The sequence below is a fragment of the Flavobacterium hydrophilum genome, assembly GCF_003202405.1.
In the GTDB taxonomy this organism is placed as follows: Bacteria; Bacteroidota; Bacteroidia; order Flavobacteriales; family Flavobacteriaceae; genus Flavobacterium; species Flavobacterium hydrophilum.
Genome location: NZ_QJHL01000003.1, coordinates 117,103 through 135,356, shown reverse-complemented (window position 1 = coordinate 135,356; position 18,254 = coordinate 117,103). Strand labels below are relative to the sequence as shown.

Annotated in this window: 28 protein-coding genes and 1 pseudogene; 6 read left to right on the top strand and 23 right to left on the bottom strand. The window is 34.6% G+C overall.

What is annotated here, in order from left to right; genetic code table 11:
- Both DMB68_RS13675 and DMB68_RS13670 read left to right on the top strand, forming a co-directional pair.
- A complete protein-coding gene (locus DMB68_RS13675) occupies positions 1–1,299 on the top strand; it encodes a phage portal protein family protein (RefSeq protein WP_110347240.1) in 1,299 nt (432 codons plus the stop codon).
- Between the two features lie 173 nt (positions 1,300–1,472).
- Positions 1,473–2,771, top strand: a complete 1,299-nt coding sequence (locus DMB68_RS13670; protein ID WP_110347239.1) for a hypothetical protein — start codon at positions 1,473–1,475, stop codon at positions 2,769–2,771.
- On the opposite strand, the gene DMB68_RS13665 is transcribed toward DMB68_RS13670, so the two are convergent.
- On the bottom strand, positions 2,764–3,042 hold the full coding sequence (locus DMB68_RS13665) for a hypothetical protein (protein WP_110347238.1): 279 nt from the start codon (positions 3,040–3,042) through the stop codon (positions 2,764–2,766). The genes DMB68_RS13670 and DMB68_RS13665 overlap by 8 nt on opposite strands.
- Before the next feature lie 61 nt (positions 3,043–3,103).
- Here DMB68_RS13665 and DMB68_RS13660 point away from each other — a divergent pair, with 61 nt between their 5' ends.
- Positions 3,104–3,664 carry a phage virion morphogenesis protein gene (locus DMB68_RS13660; RefSeq protein WP_110347237.1) on the top strand — a complete coding sequence of 187 codons (561 nt, stop codon included), beginning with the start codon at positions 3,104–3,106 and terminating at the stop codon, positions 3,662–3,664.
- 3 nt (positions 3,665–3,667) lie between these two features.
- Entirely contained in the window at positions 3,668–4,189 is a 522-nt protein-coding gene (locus DMB68_RS13655; protein ID WP_110347236.1) for a hypothetical protein, read from the top strand.
- 306 nt (positions 4,190–4,495) lie between these two features.
- Here the strand turns inward: DMB68_RS13655 and DMB68_RS13645 are convergent, their stop codons facing one another.
- The 22 genes and pseudogenes from DMB68_RS13645 to DMB68_RS13535 form a co-directional block, all read right to left on the bottom strand.
- Positions 4,496–5,053, bottom strand: a complete 558-nt coding sequence (locus DMB68_RS13645) for a hypothetical protein (protein ID WP_124019430.1) — start codon at positions 5,051–5,053, stop codon at positions 4,496–4,498.
- Positions 5,054–5,055: 2 nt separating this feature from the next.
- On the bottom strand, positions 5,056–5,340 hold the full coding sequence (locus tag DMB68_RS13640) for a hypothetical protein (RefSeq protein ID WP_110347233.1): 285 nt from the start codon (positions 5,338–5,340) through the stop codon (positions 5,056–5,058).
- Between the two features lie 263 nt (positions 5,341–5,603).
- On the bottom strand, positions 5,604–6,227 hold the full coding sequence (locus DMB68_RS13630; RefSeq protein ID WP_124019429.1) for a hypothetical protein: 624 nt from the start codon (positions 6,225–6,227) through the stop codon (positions 5,604–5,606).
- Positions 6,163–6,567 (bottom strand): hypothetical protein, encoded by a 405-nt coding sequence (locus DMB68_RS13625; RefSeq protein WP_110347230.1) that lies wholly within the window; start codon positions 6,565–6,567, stop codon positions 6,163–6,165. Before DMB68_RS13625 ends, DMB68_RS13630 begins: the two co-directional genes overlap by 65 nt.
- A 12-nt stretch (positions 6,568–6,579) precedes the next feature.
- Complete coding sequence (locus tag DMB68_RS13620; protein ID WP_110347229.1) at positions 6,580–7,098, bottom strand: hypothetical protein; 519 nt, start codon at positions 7,096–7,098, stop codon at positions 6,580–6,582.
- 3 nt (positions 7,099–7,101) lie between these two features.
- A complete protein-coding gene (locus DMB68_RS13615) occupies positions 7,102–7,374 on the bottom strand; it encodes a hypothetical protein (protein WP_110347228.1) in 273 nt (90 codons plus the stop codon).
- Positions 7,375–7,510: 136 nt separating this feature from the next.
- The gene (locus DMB68_RS13610) at positions 7,511–7,939 is read right to left on the bottom strand and encodes a hypothetical protein (RefSeq protein ID WP_110347227.1); all 429 of its coding nucleotides are present in this window, start codon (positions 7,937–7,939) and stop codon (positions 7,511–7,513) included.
- Positions 7,939–8,271 carry a hypothetical protein gene (locus tag DMB68_RS13605; protein ID WP_110347226.1) on the bottom strand — a complete coding sequence of 111 codons (333 nt, stop codon included), beginning with the start codon at positions 8,269–8,271 and terminating at the stop codon, positions 7,939–7,941. Before DMB68_RS13605 ends, DMB68_RS13610 begins: the two co-directional genes overlap by 1 nt.
- Positions 8,272–8,541, bottom strand: a complete 270-nt coding sequence (locus DMB68_RS23245) for a hypothetical protein (protein WP_124019428.1) — start codon at positions 8,539–8,541, stop codon at positions 8,272–8,274.
- 91 nt (positions 8,542–8,632) lie between these two features.
- On the bottom strand, positions 8,633–8,977 hold the full coding sequence (locus DMB68_RS13595) for a hypothetical protein (RefSeq protein WP_110347224.1): 345 nt from the start codon (positions 8,975–8,977) through the stop codon (positions 8,633–8,635).
- Positions 8,964–9,263, bottom strand: a complete 300-nt coding sequence (locus tag DMB68_RS13590; protein ID WP_110347223.1) for a hypothetical protein — start codon at positions 9,261–9,263, stop codon at positions 8,964–8,966. The genes DMB68_RS13595 and DMB68_RS13590 overlap by 14 nt, the downstream gene beginning before the upstream one ends.
- 158 nt (positions 9,264–9,421) lie before the next feature.
- Positions 9,422–9,510: pseudogene (locus tag DMB68_RS13585) on the bottom strand.
- Positions 9,511–9,529: 19 nt separating this feature from the next.
- Entirely contained in the window at positions 9,530–9,733 is a 204-nt protein-coding gene (locus tag DMB68_RS13580) for a hypothetical protein (protein WP_110347222.1), read from the bottom strand.
- 5 nt (positions 9,734–9,738) lie between these two features.
- Positions 9,739–9,939 carry a hypothetical protein gene (locus tag DMB68_RS13575; protein WP_110347221.1) on the bottom strand — a complete coding sequence of 67 codons (201 nt, stop codon included), beginning with the start codon at positions 9,937–9,939 and terminating at the stop codon, positions 9,739–9,741.
- Positions 9,940–10,010: 71 nt separating this feature from the next.
- Positions 10,011–10,736, bottom strand: a complete 726-nt coding sequence (locus DMB68_RS13570; RefSeq protein WP_110347220.1) for a DUF3164 family protein — start codon at positions 10,734–10,736, stop codon at positions 10,011–10,013.
- Positions 10,733–11,044, bottom strand: a complete 312-nt coding sequence (locus DMB68_RS13565) for a hypothetical protein (RefSeq protein WP_110347219.1) — start codon at positions 11,042–11,044, stop codon at positions 10,733–10,735. Before DMB68_RS13565 ends, DMB68_RS13570 begins: the two co-directional genes overlap by 4 nt.
- Positions 11,041–11,223: a hypothetical protein gene (locus DMB68_RS13560; RefSeq protein WP_110347218.1), complete on the bottom strand. Its 183-nt coding sequence runs from the start codon at positions 11,221–11,223 to the stop codon at positions 11,041–11,043. The genes DMB68_RS13565 and DMB68_RS13560 overlap by 4 nt, the downstream gene beginning before the upstream one ends.
- A gap of 6 nt (positions 11,224–11,229) precedes the next feature.
- Positions 11,230–11,619, bottom strand: coding sequence for a hypothetical protein (locus DMB68_RS13555; RefSeq protein WP_110347217.1), 390 nt, complete (start codon positions 11,617–11,619; stop codon positions 11,230–11,232).
- An 11-nt stretch (positions 11,620–11,630) separates the two neighbouring features.
- Positions 11,631–12,266, bottom strand: a complete 636-nt coding sequence (locus tag DMB68_RS13550; protein WP_110347216.1) for a P-loop NTPase family protein — start codon at positions 12,264–12,266, stop codon at positions 11,631–11,633.
- Position 12,267: 1 nt separating this feature from the next.
- Positions 12,268–13,206, bottom strand: coding sequence for an AAA family ATPase (locus tag DMB68_RS13545; protein ID WP_110347215.1), 939 nt, complete (start codon positions 13,204–13,206; stop codon positions 12,268–12,270).
- Positions 13,203–15,335 (bottom strand): hypothetical protein, encoded by a 2,133-nt coding sequence (locus DMB68_RS13540; RefSeq protein WP_110347214.1) that lies wholly within the window; start codon positions 15,333–15,335, stop codon positions 13,203–13,205. Before DMB68_RS13540 ends, DMB68_RS13545 begins: the two co-directional genes overlap by 4 nt.
- An 11-nt stretch (positions 15,336–15,346) precedes the next feature.
- On the bottom strand, positions 15,347–15,532 hold the full coding sequence (locus DMB68_RS13535; RefSeq protein WP_110347213.1) for a hypothetical protein: 186 nt from the start codon (positions 15,530–15,532) through the stop codon (positions 15,347–15,349).
- 114 nt (positions 15,533–15,646) lie between these two features.
- On the opposite strand from DMB68_RS13535, the gene DMB68_RS13530 reads away from it, so the two are divergent.
- Both DMB68_RS13530 and bioA read left to right on the top strand, forming a co-directional pair.
- Positions 15,647–16,348, top strand: a complete 702-nt coding sequence (locus tag DMB68_RS13530; protein WP_110347212.1) for a LexA family transcriptional regulator — start codon at positions 15,647–15,649, stop codon at positions 16,346–16,348.
- A gap of 557 nt (positions 16,349–16,905) precedes the next feature.
- Complete coding sequence (gene bioA, locus DMB68_RS13525) at positions 16,906–18,177, top strand: adenosylmethionine--8-amino-7-oxononanoate transaminase (protein ID WP_110347211.1); 1,272 nt, start codon at positions 16,906–16,908, stop codon at positions 18,175–18,177.
- The last annotated feature ends 77 nt before the right edge of the window (positions 18,178–18,254 follow it).

The window sequence follows — 18,254 nt, the reverse complement described above, 5'->3', positions numbered from 1 at the left end:
ATGGAAAATAAAGAAAAAGAGCCTTTTATCATACACGACTTAACACTCGTAGCTCCTGACCGTAGCAGTAAAGACATTGGAAAACTTAAAGAAAGTGTCGTTACTGCCGAAAGTGTTTATTATCCAAACCGTGTAATGCTATACGATTTATATCACGACATCCTTTCTATGGATGGTTTTTTGCGTGGTATTATCGGCAAAAGAATAGATTCTGTACTCAACAAAAAATTAAAGTTCATTAAAAAAGACGGCAAACAGGATGACGACCTAACCGACTTAATGAAAAGCGAAAAAGGTCGTGATTTAATCACGTTAATGATGGAATCCAAAATATGGGGGATTTCAGGCGTTGAGTTTGTTATTGGTGAGGAATTGACTTTTAAAGAAGTTGAAAGAAAACACATTAAACCTGAAAAAGGATTAATAACTAAATCACAATACGGACTATCAGAACAGGACGGCTATGCTTATGAAGAAATGCCTTTCGTTTGGGTTATAGGTAAACCCAAGGATTTAGGATTGCTTTTGGCCTGTTCAATGTACGGGATTTACAAACGTGGTACCTTTGGCGATTATGCACAATATGTTGAGATTTTCGGGCAACCTGTCCGAATTATGAAGTATGATGCGTATGACACCAAAACTAAGCAGGAGCTTAAAACATTACTAACGGATAGTGGCTCATCATTAGCAATGATGATACCAAAACAAGCCGAATTTGAAATGCTGGACGGCAAAACCTCAAACGGTGATGGTAAGCTACAGATTGGTTTAAAAGATGCCTGTAATGAAGAAATGGCAATCGCTATTTTGGGTAATACCGAAACCACATCGTCGAGTAAGTCGAGCGGTTACGCTCAATCAAAAGAGCATGGCGAACAGCAGGACGAATTAACTATATCAGACTTGATTTTTATTGAAAATCTCTTAAACAGTAAAAAGTTTAAACAGATTTTAAAATCATACGGATATGATATTAACGGTAAGTTTGAATTTGAGATTGATCTTAATTTAACAAAACTTAAGCTCCGTATGGAGATAGATATGTTTGTAAGCCAAAAAGTGCCTATTGGTGACGATTATTGGTATGAAACATACAGAATTCCAAAACCGGATAACTATGATGAGTTAAAAGCTAAAATGGAACTGGCAAAGCAGGAACCAACACCGGAACCGACCGAAACAAATCCTAAAAAGCCACAAGCCAAAAAACCACAGCTAACCGAAACCAGAAAGCAAAACCTTTTGGATTTACTTTTTAAAGGTTTAGCGGATTTTTTCGACCAAGCCCGACCATAGTCGGGCAATTAAACCATTTATATAGCTCAGATTGTACCTGTTGTAATGATTTAGAACTGGAAGACCTTGCAGCCGATAACTGGGACGACATTTACAATGAAATTGCAAGGCAGTTATTTGAGGGTGAAGACCTGAATACCGATGCTGTTTATAACAAAACAGTAGCGCAATTAATGAAAGGCCTTAATAAAGGTTTGGGTGTTTCATTTGACGACGAAGAAAGCCGGAAAGCTTTAAAAGATGCGTTCACTCTAAATGTTGAACAATTCAGTTACGCAAAAACGTTAACGCAGTTCAATTTATTTAAAGATGCTGTTTTCAACCTAAAAGGACAACAGCGAAGCTTTGAATCTATCAAAAAAATAGTTGCTGATACAGGCGAAGTATTCAACAAAAATTATTTATCAGCAGAGGTAAAATATGTTACACAAAGTTCCATAATGGCTCGAAAGTGGCATACTATGGACGCTGAATATTTGCAGTTTTCAACTGTTGGTGATAGTGCGGTACGTCCAGAACATAGGATTTTTGACAAGTTTACCGCTTTAAAAACAGATAAAATTTGGCTTCGTTTATATACTCCTTTGGCTTGGGGTTGTCGTTGTACTATTATACCTGGTATCGCTCGTAACTTAAGCAAGGAATACGATAGCGATTGGGCTAACGCAATGGTTGATCCTTTGGTAAAAGATACCATTTTCGACAACAATGCAGCAGTAAGTAAAGTGATATTTAATAACAAACATCCATACTTTAAGGCAACGGATCAGGATAAAATAAAAGTGCCGAAAGAACCGAAAAAGGAAACTTCAATAAATCTGAGCGATTATATAAAAGGAGATTTGCCAACTGATAAAGAGATCAAAGCCATATTGACAAAATATGCCGAATTGTTTCCCGAAGATTTTAGACGCGGGTTGGATGATGTGAAGTTTATAAAATCTAAATCGTACATGATGCAACACTCGATGTATCATAATAGGTTAACCGGTGATTGGGCTAGCGGTTCTACTATTACCCTGAGTAAGCACGAATTTAGCAGTATTAAGTTTAATCCGCTTGAAGAATTCAGGAACGGTTTAGCAGCTATCAAAAGCGGTAAGAAAATGACTTTTAACCAGGAATATTCTTTTGAAAGTTTATGGCATGAAATTTTGCACGCAAAAACCAAATCAGCACCTAAATCGTTGAGTTCGGTTGGTGTTAAAAATATGGAGACTATAAACCAGTTTTGCGCCAGACATACTTACCCGGAGTTTATGAAAAAGCTTGGAGGTAAAGCAATTCATCAAAAAGAAATTCTGGAAAATGGTTACGGTTATAAAAGTTGGATAAGCGATTTTAGAACAACACTTAAAAATCTTAAGATAGACGAAAAGCAAGCGGTAAAAGATTTGATGCCTTTTTTAATGCAGGATTATAGCAATATAGGAAGTAAGGTGAACGCTTATTTAAAAGAAAATACTAAATAGCAATATTTACGCAATCGTAGCCTAAACCATCAGATTGTAATTCTTTTGGAAGTTTTGCCCAAAACTCATCTGCTTTCTCCTGATCGTTTCTGAATTCGAAAAGGACAGCTAAATCATAATAGGCGTTTTCTTGTGAGACAAGCTCTAAATACAGCTCAGGAGTGAGCTCTTTGTCAGTGTCGATACCAAATTTTTGACACAACGAAAGAGCATCAAAACGAATATCGTTGAGCTCCTGATCTGTTGGATTATAGTCAAAAATGGTTATCATAAAAACAAAATTACTAAATGTTATTTGAATAACAATGATTTATACTTAAAACTAAAGAATAATGACACCTGAAGAATTTTCAAGAGCACTCGAAAGAAAGGCAAATGAGGTCAAAAACTATGCAATTAACCGTTTTCCGTCAGTTGCCGGAAACATCGCTTTGCGCTTTATAAACGGTAATTTCAGGGCGGGAGGTTTTCAGGGACAAAGCTTTGATCGTTGGAAAAAGAGCAATAAAAAAAGAGGTTCGACCTTAGTTGATAGCGGAGCTTTACGAGCTGACAACCATTACACCACGCAACCCGCACAAGTGACTTTAAAAAATAATAGGCCTTATGCCAGGTTACACAATGAGGGGTTTAAAGGAACTGTAACCGTAAAAGCTCACACCCGAAATAAATACAGTAAAAGAAAAGTTGGTACCGGACGATTTACCAGAAATGGAAACGAGCGAATGCAGACTGTAACGTATAAATCCGGTGAAAGTACAGTAAGAGCGCACAGACGAAAAATGAATATCCCAAAACGTCAGTTTATGCCAACTAATGACAGGGATAGTGTTGTATTAAACAGAGCTATTGAGAGACAAGTTACACGAGATATTAAACAGATTTTACAATAAATTATGGCTACACCAGACCTTTTAGAAAACATTGAATCACCTTTTGGAAAAACATTCTTAGAATTGCAGGAACGCATTAAAACAGAAGTTCCAGAAGTTGTTTACATAGAACAGGATTTAGGACAATTAGGAACGGAAGACCCGCGAAAAAGTATGTTTTTTCCGGGGGTTTTAATTGATTTTCCGAATACTCCTTTTTCAAATTTACAAGGCAAAAACCAACTTGGACAGCCTGTAATATCTATAACATTAGTATTTGACAACTACAATCAAACATGGCAAGATGCGCCGCTCGATGTTAGAAAAGCAGGATTGAAATATTTAGAAATCGAACAAAAATTATTTATGGCTGTTCAGACTTGGGAAGGTGATTTTTGCCAGTCTTTAAACAGAACTGCTGCAACTGGTCACAATAGAAACGATGTTGGCTTACGAGTACGAGAATTAACCTTTACAGGTGAATTTGAAGATTATAGTTGTGATGATGATTCGCAAACGGTTACAATTAGCTTAAGCACCGAATAAAGATAATTGTACCTGTGGTTCTGACTTTGGAATTGGCATTCCTTTTATGTTCATCCATTGGCGATAAGATATAAAAATGTTGTGTTTTGGAAATACTGTTTTTATAATCTTAGTATCAGGTACATCTGAATGTTTGGCGCTCTTATAAACCTCAATAATAAATTGAGCTCGTTTATTGTAGTTCTTTTTATTATACGCCATGAAGCAAAAATAAAAAGTTATTTAATTTTGTGCAACACGAGTTTTTGAGCATAAAAAAACCCGCTAATTAGCGGGTTTTTAAATTCAGTTTAAACACTATTTAAATTAATTTAATCGATCACTATAATTTTGAATATACCAACCTTCAGCATTTCTTCTAAAATTAAAAATAACTTTATTTTGCTCATCTCTCATACTGGCATATCCTTTTTCTGTTACTAATTCAGTAACATCGTTTGGAGCAATGTATTTTTTCCAAAAAGGGAAAAGGTCTAAAAACTTCCCTCTAAAAATATCGAACATATATTTCTTTGTACCTGTTATTTCAAGGTCATTATTTTGCCCCTCTACAATAACTTTAAAATGAACTTGCAAACACTCTTTGCATTCGCCACTGTAGGCATAATCAATTGATTGTTCGATTCTTTTTTTTGTTTCTTCTGACGCTAATTTTGGAATATAAATAATTGAATAGACATTACCTTTTTTTGATTCTCTTGAATCTAAATAGGAGTATTCACCTCTAAAATTACTTGCAATAACATCGGCAAACTCTCTAGTAAATTTTATGTCGCTTCGATATGCTTTCTTTAAAAAATCATAATCCTGAGCTTGTAACATTAACCCAAAAAGTAAAAAGGTAAATAGTAATAGTTTTTTCATAATCATTTAAAAATTAATCTTGTTACATCGCCGTGCTTTTCAATTTCAGACCTGCCCGGAAGGTCTTTTTTAACTCGTTTGTCGAACGTTTTTAATTGCCACGGTGTGATATTTTCAATGTCCATATAAATAACATCCCAAAAGCCTTGTTTTTTGCTTCGATAACCGACAATTGTATCGGTTCTAATTTTCCGCATTTCATCATATTGTTGTATTGGCCTGAGCGCATTTGGTGAAATGTGAAAATAAATACTCTGTATTTTTTCGATTTCTAAATCTGTGAGCATCTTTTCATTAATGTGTTTCCAACCAATGCTTTAATTTTTCGCTTTCCAAATGTATGTTAAAAAGGTCATATAACAAATACACTAATGCAAATAATAATATAATACTTACAGTAAAAAGTATTATATCAAGCTTTTTTCGTTTGGCTTCCTGTGCTGCATTAATACGAGCTTGTTCCGCTCGGTGTCTGTGAATTATTTCGTCATATTTGTCCATGAATCAAAATTATTAAGTTTTTTTTAGACTTTTTTACGGGTTTCCTTACTTAGTATTTTTTATCTGTCCAATGAATAAGTTTACCTGTAAAGTCATCATTAAAATATTGAAAGAATTCTTCTAAAGAATCAAAGCCATCGTTTATGGCTAATGCTTTCATTTCATCAGTATCTAACTGCTTTTTACCAACTCTGACAGCAATTTTTAATGAGCCTGCATTCATTATTGTTTCTTTTGTATGATAGTAAACTATTTCAATTTCCTGAATACTCACCACCGGCAGAACCGGAGCAAATCGAAACATTTTTTTTGTTCGAACATTGATAAAAAAATCAATCTTCATTCCTGCTTTCCAACGGTCTGTTTTGTCTTCCCGGATGGTGTGTATTTTTGGGTTTTGTTCCATTATCCTTTCCCACATTCTATGATAGAAAATAATCTCTCTTTTTGCATTTGTATCAATAAATTCCTTTAATTCATTATGCATTGATTCATAAAAACCGCTATCAATCAAGCCCTTTAAAATGCGTTCTACAAAGTAAGTTGGCTTTTTATATATCTGTGTGCTAAATCCTAGTATCATATATTTCAGTGTTAGTTTATAGTTCTTAATATCGCCATCTAGGCGATGGATAACCTCTTGGCTGATCGTAACGATTGTTTTCTTTTCCAAATCCTTCTAAAAAACGGTGTATTTCTTCAACAGTACGATTATTGAAAGTGTATGTTTTAACAATTTCTTCCGAGCCTCTTCGTAAAATAATCACAACTGACGGTTCATATTTTGGATGATTAATATCTGATATAACCGAAAATTGAGAATTTAAAAACTTAATGTGGCTCAGAATTAATTTATTATCTGAGTTCATTTCGTTTAGCCATCTGGAATGAGTTTCAAGCTTATCAACAATTGAGTTGTTTTTCCTTTTGAGTAAGGAAATTTCATTTTCTAGCTTTGTAATACCTAACACACTTTTGAAGTACTGCCTTATTCTTTTTATAATTTTTTTCATTTTTTATTTATTTTATCGTCTTTCAGTTTTTCGTTTTGCAAAATCTGCAATTATTGGGTTGAAATTCTTTGTTTTTATTTCTTCCGGGTATTCGTTGTGATAATACTTTTTGTTGATATAAGTTGCCATGTTGGCTTTTGCAATTCCGCTTCTTTTTAAATATCGTTCATAGCCTGGCAATGAAAGAAAAAACAATATCGTTTCTGCTTCTGTCATTTTTTTGAAAGCTTTTTCAGCATCGAGTTTTGAAAGCTTGTGATTGTAGAGTAACCAACCGGAGTTAAAAGATAGATCAGCAGGCGAAATCTTGATTTCAAAAACCTTTGTGTACTTTTCTTTTACCATCCAAACGGTTTTTATAGTGATTTCCTGAGCAGGAAAATTGGACGAAAACAGCCACTCAATTTGCGTTTGGTTAAGTTCGCCCTCCGAAACTTCAAATAGCTTTAAATTGCCGTTTAAATCGTATTTAAAAAGGAAAACCAAACCTATTTCTTTTCCTTGCGCTCTGTATGTGGTTAATAGCTCCATATTTTATAAATTATCCTCAATAAACTGTAATACTGCTGAGGCTGTCGCTGAATACGATTGTAAATGTCTTACTGTCATACATGGCTCATTTTTATAAGTTAAAACCACTTCTACATATTCATTATTAATAAAATGGCAAATGATGTCCCAATCTTTATTTATGATGATATGGCTTTCTTTTGTTACTTCTACTTTGAAAATCGGATACTTGGAGGCAATATCTTTCATACCTCCCATAAGCATTAACCAATCTTTTTTTAAACTTTTTTTTATCATTTTATCAGATATTTGGTTGGTTTTACATGAACAAAATTCTTTGCTATGGTTTTGGCTTCGTTTTTTAACCTGTGCTCAGCCTCAAATATGGTTTCAGTTTTTAGTGTAGGTCTGTTTGGGTATTTCTTTTGTCTCATTACTTTAAATTTATTGTCATTTTAAGTGAAACCCGCTCGGTTATTTTGGGACATTTTATATATCTCTTTTTTACTTTACGGTTTATTGCTACTGGCTTAATAAGTTTTTTATGAAATGAATTAATCAAAGCTGATCTTCCATAATTCCGTGCCGGATGAAAATAGAACTGACGAACATTAGCAAAATTTTCATCCGAAAAATGAGGGAAGTAATGTTCTATCCACTTTTTATAATTTTTTTTAAAAACTTCAATTCTTTCGTTTGAAATGGATTCGTCAACATCGTCAATAACTACAATATTTTCACGTGTTTTTAAATCTCTAATCATGTGGTTCAGTTCGTGTGACATGCCGTGCCCGATTATTGCAATTTTACTTTTGCTACTATCATTTCCTGATGGGTCGCAACTTATTTGAATTTCACTCATTACGATAATTGTTGGTTTAAATTTGACTTGATATATAATAACACGTTCCGGTCATAAACGCTCATAGGAAAGGTTTCGGCTACTTCGATGAATTTTTCGAGATAGTGAGCTTCGTAATACTCAAAGCTGAATTTTATCTTTACTGGTTTAGAGTTTCGAGTCGGTAGTCGCTTGGTTTCTAACTCCTTTTTTTCAAACTTTAGTGATACCTTTTCTAAAACTGATCTCGCTACTCTTATCTCACGGTTTTTCTCTGGTGTAAATGGAGGTTTTGGAAAATGATGTACCAAAGCGTTTAGCTGCATTGGCGACAGTTTAAGATTTACTTTCATTTAACATTCGGTTTTAGGTGGTTCTAATTCTTTTTTACATTCAGTACATGTGAGTACTGTTGTTTCGCATCCGCAAACAGCGTCTATTACTTTGATGTAAGCTATATCATGCGGGCAAACTTCGGTGATGCTATATGTATTCATTGTCATGGTATAGTTTACAATTTGTGCAATAGTATCGGCCGTTTTTTTCCTTAACAGGCATTTCAATTTCACATTCAAAACAGTACAACTCTTGTAGAGTTTTGATGGTCTCGGTTGTGCTGTCATCCTTATCGGAAATCTTAGCTAAAAACCATCCTACAGCTAAACCGAAAAGCATTATTGCGATTATGATTACTGCTATAAATACATATTCCATTTACTTGTATGTTTTAGTTATTATTGATTCTAAACAGCTTATTATTTTTGACAGCTCAGCTTTGTCCATCTTTTTTAAAGGCTTTTTAACCGGTGAATTATCACTCTTTAAAAAGTCTGATAATCTTTGAATGTCGGCAACTTCGCCCCAACGTTCGTGTTTAACTGTCCATTGTAATGTGCGTAATTGCGCCAGAACTGTCATGTGTTGCTTGTTAGCCTTATCGAACAAACCCCAGTTTTCATTGTTTCCCTGAACGATATTTTTAAGCTGCTGTTTTGGCTTGTTGTAGTCGTCAATTGCGGAACCGCTTCCGGTGTAAACGCTTGGTTTAGTTGCTGTCATAAGCATTAAGTATCTGAAAGGTTAAAAAATAGAAACCGTTTATGTAAAAGCCGTTTTTTCTGTATAGGTCAGAAAATGTTATTGTTAGTGGAGTACAACGACTGTGCTTTTTGCTTAATTCAAGAGACTTTAATATTATTTCTAATTTTAAATCCTGAATCTTTTTAGCTTTTATTAAAGTGCCTTCTAATGAATTTAAGTAATTGCTGAATTCTTCCTGAAGCTTGTTTTTTGTTGATGTAGAGTGACCGACATAAACAAAATAGTGTGATGTTTTCTTTTCCATATTCCTGATTTGTGTAATAATTGTTAGTATTCCGTTTTTGTGTAATGTTGTTCCTGATGCGGGACTCGAACCCGCATTTTAAAGTGTACAAAGCTTTAATGATTATCGTTATCTTAATCAGGACCCATATATCAATTTAAATCCAAAAAATTGATTTGCTCCTGAGACCGGATTCGAACCGGTGACAAATGAAAGGCTCTACATTTTTGGCTCTTTTCAAACGCTCTACCATCTGAGCTACTCAGGAAACCGAATTAACTAACCTGTTAATCTTCATTTAAAGAGTCCTTTACTGTTTGAGCAGCATCGCACCCTTTTTCAAATCCTGCTTTAAAAGCTTCATCGTGTAATTTTTGTAAATAATCCTGTCCAGCCATTAAAGCCCTCATACATTCTGATGGCACAGGATTGGCAGGTGTTATTATTTCTGTGAGCTTATCAAATGCTATTATCTTATTGAATACTTCCATGATTATCAGCCTTTATATGTTGCTTTTGTGTGTTTTTTGAAAAGAGTATTATTGATTACCAATTTTTCATATCTTCTAAATGCTCTCAACTCCTTATCTGACAATTCATGTTTACAAGTCCAATTACCTGCATGATCTTTAAAAACCAAATGACCATTAACTGTGTATTCTTCGTGATCTTTTACTGGTATTATTTCTACGTTCATTTTTTTGCTGTTTATAGATGGAATTGATTCGAAAACACAGCCACTCTATGTAAGTGGCTATGTCTTTTTTGTTAAAGATTATTAGCAGGATCAATAAGATCAGTATCGTTGTGTTTTTCATCTTTATTAAATTCAAATTTGTACCCTTGCGAAAAATCTACTGAACTAGCCGAAAGCGGGATTGGCGTTTTTGTACCATCTTCGCCAATTAAAGCAGCTTCTATATACCAAACTGAACGAACTGGCTTGTATGCATCGGCAATGATTCTTACACCGTCTGTAAATTCCTCGTTATTAAAATCTTTTGTTAGTTTTTGAAGTTCCAAAACTCTGGAACCTTTTAAATTTCCTTTAGCATCCTTTTTTAGAAGGTTAAAAACAATCGTAACTAAAGCAGATGTTTCTGCGTCTTTTGCTAATGATGTTATGAACTTTTCAACTTTAGCAATTCCGGCACTTACTGTGTCGTCCCAACCGTCAGTAACTCGATACCCAATTGTAATTTCGGCACCATCACATGAAAATGTATGTGATTGTTGTTTTTCCTTAATTCCGTACACATCAGCCTTTAATTTTAAGATGTCCTCAAAGTATTTGAAAGCTTGTGTTTTGGCGTTAGAGATCATTTCTGATGCGCTACAAAGGGTAAAAATTACTTTTGGTACTGTTTGCTCTACAAGGTCTTTATATGCCTGTCTGTCGAGGTCTTTTTTTGATTCTACTTTAGCCAGTGCATCTTTTAACTCCTGAGCTGAAAACTTTGTTAAGTCTGGTAATTGCGGTGTTTCTGTATTCATGATTCTTGCGTTTTTAATAATTGATCTTTTGTAAAACCACCCCAATTTGTGGCTTCGATTTGTTCTTTTGTGAGTTTTATTTTTCGTTCTATTTGTTCCGGTACTTTGTAGGTTCTTACCTCGTGCGGGAATATTTCGCCTTTTTCTTCGGCTAATTGGCTAAACAATGCGCCTCGCTCCTGATTAATAAAGATTCTTTCAACAAGCGAAAAAACGTTATATTTTCCATCTGAGAGCCGGTCAACTTGTGAGCAATACACTAAGACGTTATGCAGGATTACTAACCTTTCGTCGATTTCTTCTTTCATATGTTGTAAAAATTATAATCTCTCAAATCAAGGGTGTCACGTTCAATAGGTCTGCTTATTTGCTCCTGTTCATACCGACGTAAATCGGCTTCAATTGTGGTTCTATCGGGATGGTTTGGGTTATCGGTTAACCATTGTTTTAAATCGGCTATTTTATTGGCTCTTTGCTGTGGTGTCATAGTTGGTTAGTTTTGAGTTGGTCTAAATACTTGTATGCCTGATTCTCTTGCGTGAATTTTTTGCCTTTTTTTTGCCTCTTCTAATAATGCTTTCGGAAAATGATTCATTAATTTGCTTATGCATTTACAGTAGAGCCAATCTTTATCTTTACCTTTTGTGTCAGGGTATTCTTTGATAAACTCTTTGAAAACAGTTTCTTCTTTTGATAATTCGATTATAAACCACTTATTAACCGACGAACTAGAGACCACTTTTTGAAATTCAGCAGCATTCATTGTTACGCTATCTACCCAGTAAAACCAAAATGCCAGTATTAAATCTTCTTTGGTTTCGCAGCCATTCTTTAAAAGATTCATTAAATAATCTTCTGCTAATTCTATTGTTTTTGTTTTCATGTTGTTCTGTTTTATTGATGTCCGTGTAAATCTTCATATCCTTTTTGCCAAACCACATATTGGGTTGCATGTGGTCCGTATTTCCGTCCTTTATTTGTGGCCAAATAACCACTTACGACTACTTTTTGTGTTGCATCAAACTTTATCCTGTCCTCGAAATCCGTTTTAGGATTTTGTCCTTTTGCATGGCCTATAAAAACCAGTGTCTTATCTTTAAATCTTTTTCTGAAATTCAAATAATCCTCAAATGTGTAGCCCATAAAAAAGTATGATACTGAATCTATTACTACTACCTGAGCGCTATTTCTTCGTGAAAGTCTTTCAGTAAGTTGATCTAAAGAATCATCGACCAGACTAAAGTTTTTTGCGACATCTTGCATCTGAAAAAGTTTTAACCTGTCTTGAAGATTTTCGTCGTCCAAATCTTCCTCTTTTGATACTAATATTGTTTTTTCGGTTTTAGCAAACTCCTTTATTAATTGCATAACAAAAGAACTTTTGCCGCTCGAACTGTCACCCCAGATAAACCAACGTCCTTTTTTTTGCGGGTTTCCGAAAACATCAAAAAAGCGTCCTGTAAACTTGATGCACGATATAATTACAGATAGTACATTGGATACGGTTAGAGCTCTTTTAAATTTTTCCATATTATGCGCTCAGTAATTTTGGCATTCCTAATATGGTTCTAACAAAATCCTCTGTAAGTGGTTGGCCTGTTCTGTCAGCTTCTTTCATTGCCGGTACTAAGACATCGTGTAACTCTCCATAGTTGTCGCAATTTTGTTTTAAGAACCTGATTAGGGCTTTATCTTCGATTTGATCTAAGAACATTGAAAAACTCCTGTCTATAGTTGGCAATTCTCTTATTCCGAATTTGATTCTACGGTAAAACTGTGGTATCCCTGAACGGTTCTTTTTGCGAAGCTTGTCGATGTTGTCAGTTAACTGACTGGTACCGATTAGCGTTATTCCACAGATTTTTATAAGAGCATCATACAATTCTTTCATAGAACAGAGAGCAGGTTGTTTCATGTACTCGCACTCATCAAATATCAGGTGTGGATTCTGGCCTTCTAGTTTTAATTGCTTTAGCCTTCTGGCTATTTCACCAATTTTTTTGCTTTTGGTTTTGGGTGTAGCAATTTTTAACGCATCGATAATCTTGTCAAGTAAATCCCCAATAGTATCAAGAGAACCAACAACGATTTTAAAAGTATCAACCGGATTTGCCTTTATAAACAAATCAGAAATGTAACTTTTACCCGAACCGGTTTCACCTATGATAATGTTTGTCAATCCGTTTTCTTTGGCATCTTCGAGAGTTGAAAACATTCGGTACAATTGTGGTGTTTCTTTTAAGCCCCAGTATTCTTTTTTTAGTGATAATCCTATAAATTCTGAAATCATCAAGTACCATTTATCTTTAATCTCTGATTTACCTACAGTGGTTTCTCCATTTCTTATGCTTGAAATATAACTTTCATTGACTCCTGAACGCTTTACAATTTCGTTGGCAGAAATATTATGAAGTTTTATAAATTCGTTAAGAGCTTCGGTAATCTGCTGTTTTTGGATCGTTGTAATCATAGGTTAGTGTATTTGTTTAGGTTAACTTTTTCTTTTAAATAATTTGTCTGGGTTTCCTGCCAGTTGGATTCTTCTAATACTTTTTCTCTTTTTTCCTGTTTGGCAGCGATACGTTTTGTTGCTTTTTCTAAGCGTTCCGAGGACTTTTGGTCTTTATGCTGTCCGAGACTATCAGGAATCATTAGTTTTTTAAGTGTGTCTAATCGTGGATTGTTGTCGAATAAATCTTCTAAAACTTCCCGTTGATGTGTACCTCTTAAAATAATCTCGTTATTCATGCGACTATTGTAGTCATATACCAATTGCCTTTGTTGTGCATCGCCTTTTTCCTGATCGTATAAAGCCATTGGCTGAATATATTTTTCGGTCAGTATAAATTCCATAGTTCCAATTTCTTCAACTAATCGACCGTCCCGGCTTTTGGCATTGCTTACTAACACCTGGCTTAAATCATCAGCATCATAAAAAACCATCCAATCCTCATGCATATACTTTCTAAAATTCAGGTCGAAAGTATCGTAGGCTCTTTCCTGTCCTTCAATTGTTGGTGTTAAACCATCACCTTTCATTTTGTTGGTGTATCCTGTTATTTGTCCATAGGCACGTAAGAACTGATTTAAAGTCATTTCGGTTTTATCTTGAAATGCTAAAAAGCTTTCTACAAATGCCTCAACTTTTTCTGCTCTCTCATTTTCAATGGCCTGCACAATTTGTTTTATACAACCGTCCTTATCCGGGAATAGGTGACGGTGTTTTGATAAATAATTGTCATTTACTTGGTTGTCAGATTTTGCCGTAACGTTATGCCCTGACCAGTTTAAAACCATTTTTTCCTGAAAGTGCTTTTCGTTGAACTTGTCAAAAAACTGTTCGATTGGTTTTGACTTAGCATTTTTAACCTTAGCTGGTGTAAAGTGCTTAGCGGTTGCCTCATACGTTGGTTGCAGGTTTTTAATTTGATAATGATCTGTTTGCAATTGATACGGTTTGTACTTATTACCAAATAATTCCTCAGTATGTTTAAGAGCGTTTTTAAGTGCCTGTCTAATTAAATCAGGGCTTTCCTTAGTGCCAATTGAGTAACCCACTATGTAATTATTGAACGGGTCAAGTATCATTACTGCTGTGAGCCTGTTATGATAGGTAGTTTTTGAATTGCCATCTTTATCTACTATTGTTTTTTGATAAAGAAGCTCTGCATCCCAACCATCCATTGACCAAAACAACATTGAAGCACTTGGTTTACTTCGCTTAATTTGCATGTGTTTTTGATGCATTAAGTCAGTTTCTCCATGCTGTCCGGCAAATACATACAAATCGAGTTCTTTTCGTTTGTTGGCAATTACTCCGGCATCTATAGGCTTCCATCCAATTACTCCGGCCACATCATTGTAATGTCTAACGACCTGCTCATTATTAAGGTTCTGATGTTTACCTAAAAGAACTTCAATAAGTGCTAATTGCTCATCATCTTTGACCTTTGCAGCATTTCGGGAGCCGTATTTTTTACTAATAATTGACGAATAGCTCTCTTGTATGTACCGGTTTACTTTATGTCTTAAACTGTCTTTTGTGGTTGGCAAATCGTGATTTACCTGCTGAAAGACATTGACGTCATTACTCAAACTTTGCCAAATGTCAAACTGTCCGGTTAGTCCTAATGATTTAGCGTACAGTTTTCGCTTTTGCTTTACTTCAAGTATGGTATTTAATACTGATGCATTATAAGTGTAGAGCTCTATGGCTTCCGGCGGGAGTTTTTTATTGTTATCCTCACCATATCGGTGCGCTGCAAAAAAATCAAAAGCTTTACGATCACTTATGTAGTGTTTTTCAAAGAACGATGCCCTAGTTATTTCGGTGGGCTTTCCGAATTTGAATACTAATGCATCCCGCCATTCTTGTACTAAAGAGTCAAAATCCACAAGAGCATCAAAACCTAATGATGCACGCCTTAATTCTCGTTCAGGTTGGGTTTTACTTTTCATTCTTCCATAAAGTGCCCTGTAAGAAATCAGTTTTAAACTTTGCTCATGTGAGCTTACAAGTTTATCGCTCTTAATAAGGAACTTTATTTTTGCACCTAGTTTGTCGTTATGGTATTCAAATGGAGATTCTTTCTTTTCCATACGAATAGTTGTTAATCTTCAAACTCACTAATTTTTTTTAATTCCTCCTGTAAGAGTTCTTTAGCACGTTTACGCATTGCTTTGGCGGTGTCTGAATTACTAAAGAATTTCAAAGCTGATCTTACGCTTGGTCTGTTTGACTTAAATTCTTTTATGATTTTATTCTTAAACTCATTTGGGATTAATATCTCTTTCATATCTTTACAATTGTTAATACTGTTTTATATTTCGTTTTGTTCTTTACAAATATATACACAAATTGAAAACAAAAAAACGTTTTTACGTAAAAAAGTTCACATTTTTAAAACATTATGGATAAGTCATTGATTTTAAATAGATTAAAAAAGGCAAAAAACTTTAATACCGATACTGAATTAGCGGATTTTCTCGATATTCGTAAGAGTACTCTTTCTAATTGGTACACCAGAAATTCAATTGACTACGATCTTTTGTTTTCAAAATGTGAAAACGAGATGGATATGAACTGGCTTTTAACCGGAAAAGAGTTTTTGTCAAATCATAATAGAACAGATTTAGTTGCTGAACCTATAGAGGGTTATCGGAAAACGAGAGATGCAATTTATGATATGCAACGAGTACCCTTATTTAACCTTGAGGCAACGATGGGTTTAGTTCCCTTAGTTGATGGCAATGGAGTTGATGAAGAAAAGGTAATAGATTATATTTCTATACCAAGTATGCCGAGTTGTGATGGTGCAATTTATGCATCAGGTGATAGTATGTATCCTTTGCTAAAATCTGGGGATATGATTGCTTATAAACGTATAGCAGTTGAGCGAGCTCAGATATTCTTTGGAGAAATGTATATAGTAGCTGTCAAATTAGACGAATACAGTACTATGAAAACTATAAAGTTTGTTCATCAAAGCGAATTAGGTGATGAATATGTTAGACTTGTAAGCCATAACCAACACCATACACCTAAAGATGTTAAACTAAGTCAAATAGCCGCAATCGGGCTTGTTAGAGCTTCAATACGTCTACATAACTAAATAATCAATTGATTATTAGTTATTTACAGTCTTAATAACGTGTAACATACTAAAATAAGGGGGTGTTTTCAGCCTTTTTTTTATGATTTATTTGTAATTAAGTGTAATTATGGGGTAGTTTTCGAGTGTTTTTTTTGCATACTTGAAGTAAAGCAAGAGGTAAAGCAAGAGGTAAAGCAATATAAATAATACTCTATTTTTGAATATCTTTAAACACTTTTTAAAAACCTTTAAAAGCTTATTTAAAGCAGAAAATTACAGATGCAAAAAAGCCGTAAAACGCTTGTTTTTACGGCTTTTAGAGTGGTTTCGGTATCTTACCCAATTATTATGGTAGTTATTGCCTTATATTGACTCTTTTTCGGGTTTTAAATGGTAGCTAAATGGTACTAAAAAGTAATTAATGAACATTTTAAATTTTTCTGTTTTTGGGGCTTTTTTGGTCTTAACCCTTGATTTTATTGGCTTTTTCGGGCTTTTTTATATTTATCTACTTTGTATATTTCATTTATAGCCCTATAATCTATCTCACATCTGACAAAAAACATTTCACAATTATGACTTTACAAGAAAAAGACAGCCAATATCTTTGGCATCCTTATACACAACACAAAACTTCTCAAACTCCAATTGCCATTTCAAGAGGCGAAGGCGCTTTACTTTGGGACGAAAATAATAAAGAATACATTGACGCAATCGCTTCGTGGTGGGTAAATCCGTTTGGGCACAGTAATAAATTTATTGCTGATGCGATTTACAAACAATTAACAACACTGGAACATGTGTTATTTGGTGGTTTTACACACGAACCAGCTATAAAAGTAGCCGAAAGACTCATGAAAATTTTGCCAAAAAATCAGCAGAAAATCTTCTTCTCCGATAATGGTTCTACCGCTGTAGAAGTTGCCATTAAAGTAGCATTACAGTATTTCTTCAATAAAGGTGAAAAACGAACGACCATAATTGCTTTTGAAAATGCCTTTCACGGTGATACTTTTGCGGCGATGGCTGCAAGCGGAATCTCTTTCTACACGCAGGCTTTTCAGGGGATGTTTATAGATGTTATCCGGATTCCGGTTCCTGTAAAAGGTCAGGAAGAAGTTAGTTATGATGCTTTGAAAGAGGTGATTCAAAATCATAATTGCGCCGGATTTATTTTTGAGCCTTTAGTTCAGGGTGCTGCCGGAATGGTGATGTACGAACCGGAATCTTTGGCAAAACTGATTCAGATTTGCAATAAAAACAAAGTCTTAACTATTGCAGACGAAGTAATGACAGGCTTTGGTAAAACAGGAAAAACCTTCGCAATGGATTATGTTGATGCAGATCCTGATATGATTTGCTTATCGAAAGCGCTAACCGGAGGCACAATTCCGATGGCGATTACGACTTTTACACAGGAGGTTTTTGATGCTTTTTATGATGATGATATTAATAAAGCATTATTTCATGGCCATACTTTTACTGCTAATCCAACAGGTTGTGCTGCTGCTTTGGCAAGTATCGATTTACTGCAAACGGATGAAATGCAGACTAATATTGACAGAATCAACAAAAGCCATTTAGGATTCCAGAAGAAAATTGAGAATCATCCAAAAGTAATTACAGCCAGAACATTAGGAGTCATTTTTGCAGTTGAAATTAAATCCGATTCAGAAGAGAGCTATTATGGCTCCATGCGTACCAAATTGTATAATTTCTTTATTGAAAACGGTGTTGTTTTACGTCCGGTTGGAAACATCGTTTACATATTACCTCCTTACATTATGACAGACGAACAGCTCCAAAAGGTATATGCTACAATTGAAGCAGCGATAGAGATGGTTTAATTTTTTTTAAACCATGTAAGTTATATAAGTTCATTTCAGTTTATTTTTTTGAAAGAGCTTTGCGAACTTTATCCACA

Excerpts from the sequence above, each read along its gene's own strand:
- DMB68_RS13535 (WP_110347213.1), bottom strand. The coding sequence starts at position 15,532 with ATGAAAGAGATATTAATCCCAAATGAGTTTAAGAATAAAATCATAAAA.
- DMB68_RS13530 (WP_110347212.1), top strand. The coding sequence starts at position 15,647 with ATGGATAAGTCATTGATTTTAAATAGATTAAAAAAGGCAAAAAACTTT.
- DMB68_RS13545 (WP_110347215.1), bottom strand. The coding sequence starts at position 13,206 with ATGATTACAACGATCCAAAAACAGCAGATTACCGAAGCTCTTAACGAA.
- DMB68_RS13595 (WP_110347224.1), bottom strand. The coding sequence starts at position 8,977 with ATGACAGCAACTAAACCAAGCGTTTACACCGGAAGCGGTTCCGCAATT.
- bioA (WP_110347211.1), top strand. The coding sequence starts at position 16,906 with ATGACTTTACAAGAAAAAGACAGCCAATATCTTTGGCATCCTTATACA.
- DMB68_RS13580 (WP_110347222.1), bottom strand. The coding sequence starts at position 9,733 with ATGGAAGTATTCAATAAGATAATAGCATTTGATAAGCTCACAGAAATA.
- DMB68_RS13550 (WP_110347216.1), bottom strand. The coding sequence starts at position 12,266 with ATGGAAAAATTTAAAAGAGCTCTAACCGTATCCAATGTACTATCTGTA.
- DMB68_RS13570 (WP_110347220.1), bottom strand. The coding sequence starts at position 10,736 with ATGAATACAGAAACACCGCAATTACCAGACTTAACAAAGTTTTCAGCT.
- DMB68_RS13675 (WP_110347240.1), top strand. The coding sequence starts at position 1 with ATGGAAAATAAAGAAAAAGAGCCTTTTATCATACACGACTTAACACTC.
- DMB68_RS13540 (WP_110347214.1), bottom strand. The coding sequence starts at position 15,335 with ATGGAAAAGAAAGAATCTCCATTTGAATACCATAACGACAAACTAGGT.
- DMB68_RS13665 (WP_110347238.1), bottom strand. The coding sequence starts at position 3,042 with ATGATAACCATTTTTGACTATAATCCAACAGATCAGGAGCTCAACGAT.
- DMB68_RS13555 (WP_110347217.1), bottom strand. The coding sequence starts at position 11,619 with ATGAAAACAAAAACAATAGAATTAGCAGAAGATTATTTAATGAATCTT.
- DMB68_RS13590 (WP_110347223.1), bottom strand. The coding sequence starts at position 9,263 with ATGGAAAAGAAAACATCACACTATTTTGTTTATGTCGGTCACTCTACA.
- DMB68_RS13560 (WP_110347218.1), bottom strand. The coding sequence starts at position 11,223 with ATGACACCACAGCAAAGAGCCAATAAAATAGCCGATTTAAAACAATGG.
- DMB68_RS13610 (WP_110347227.1), bottom strand. The coding sequence starts at position 7,939 with ATGAGTGAAATTCAAATAAGTTGCGACCCATCAGGAAATGATAGTAGC.
- DMB68_RS13605 (WP_110347226.1), bottom strand. The coding sequence starts at position 8,271 with ATGAAAGTAAATCTTAAACTGTCGCCAATGCAGCTAAACGCTTTGGTA.
- DMB68_RS13620 (WP_110347229.1), bottom strand. The coding sequence starts at position 7,098 with ATGGAGCTATTAACCACATACAGAGCGCAAGGAAAAGAAATAGGTTTG.
- DMB68_RS13645 (WP_124019430.1), bottom strand. The coding sequence starts at position 5,053 with ATGAAAAAACTATTACTATTTACCTTTTTACTTTTTGGGTTAATGTTA.
- DMB68_RS13615 (WP_110347228.1), bottom strand. The coding sequence starts at position 7,374 with ATGATAAAAAAAAGTTTAAAAAAAGATTGGTTAATGCTTATGGGAGGT.
- DMB68_RS13655 (WP_110347236.1), top strand. The coding sequence starts at position 3,668 with ATGGCTACACCAGACCTTTTAGAAAACATTGAATCACCTTTTGGAAAA.
- DMB68_RS13640 (WP_110347233.1), bottom strand. The coding sequence starts at position 5,340 with ATGCTCACAGATTTAGAAATCGAAAAAATACAGAGTATTTATTTTCAC.
- DMB68_RS13670 (WP_110347239.1), top strand. The coding sequence starts at position 1,473 with ATGAAAGGCCTTAATAAAGGTTTGGGTGTTTCATTTGACGACGAAGAA.
- DMB68_RS13625 (WP_110347230.1), bottom strand. The coding sequence starts at position 6,567 with ATGAAAAAAATTATAAAAAGAATAAGGCAGTACTTCAAAAGTGTGTTA.
- DMB68_RS13660 (WP_110347237.1), top strand. The coding sequence starts at position 3,104 with ATGACACCTGAAGAATTTTCAAGAGCACTCGAAAGAAAGGCAAATGAG.
- DMB68_RS23245 (WP_124019428.1), bottom strand. The coding sequence starts at position 8,541 with ATGACAGCACAACCGAGACCATCAAAACTCTACAAGAGTTGTACTGTT.
- DMB68_RS13575 (WP_110347221.1), bottom strand. The coding sequence starts at position 9,939 with ATGAACGTAGAAATAATACCAGTAAAAGATCACGAAGAATACACAGTT.
- DMB68_RS13565 (WP_110347219.1), bottom strand. The coding sequence starts at position 11,044 with ATGAAAGAAGAAATCGACGAAAGGTTAGTAATCCTGCATAACGTCTTA.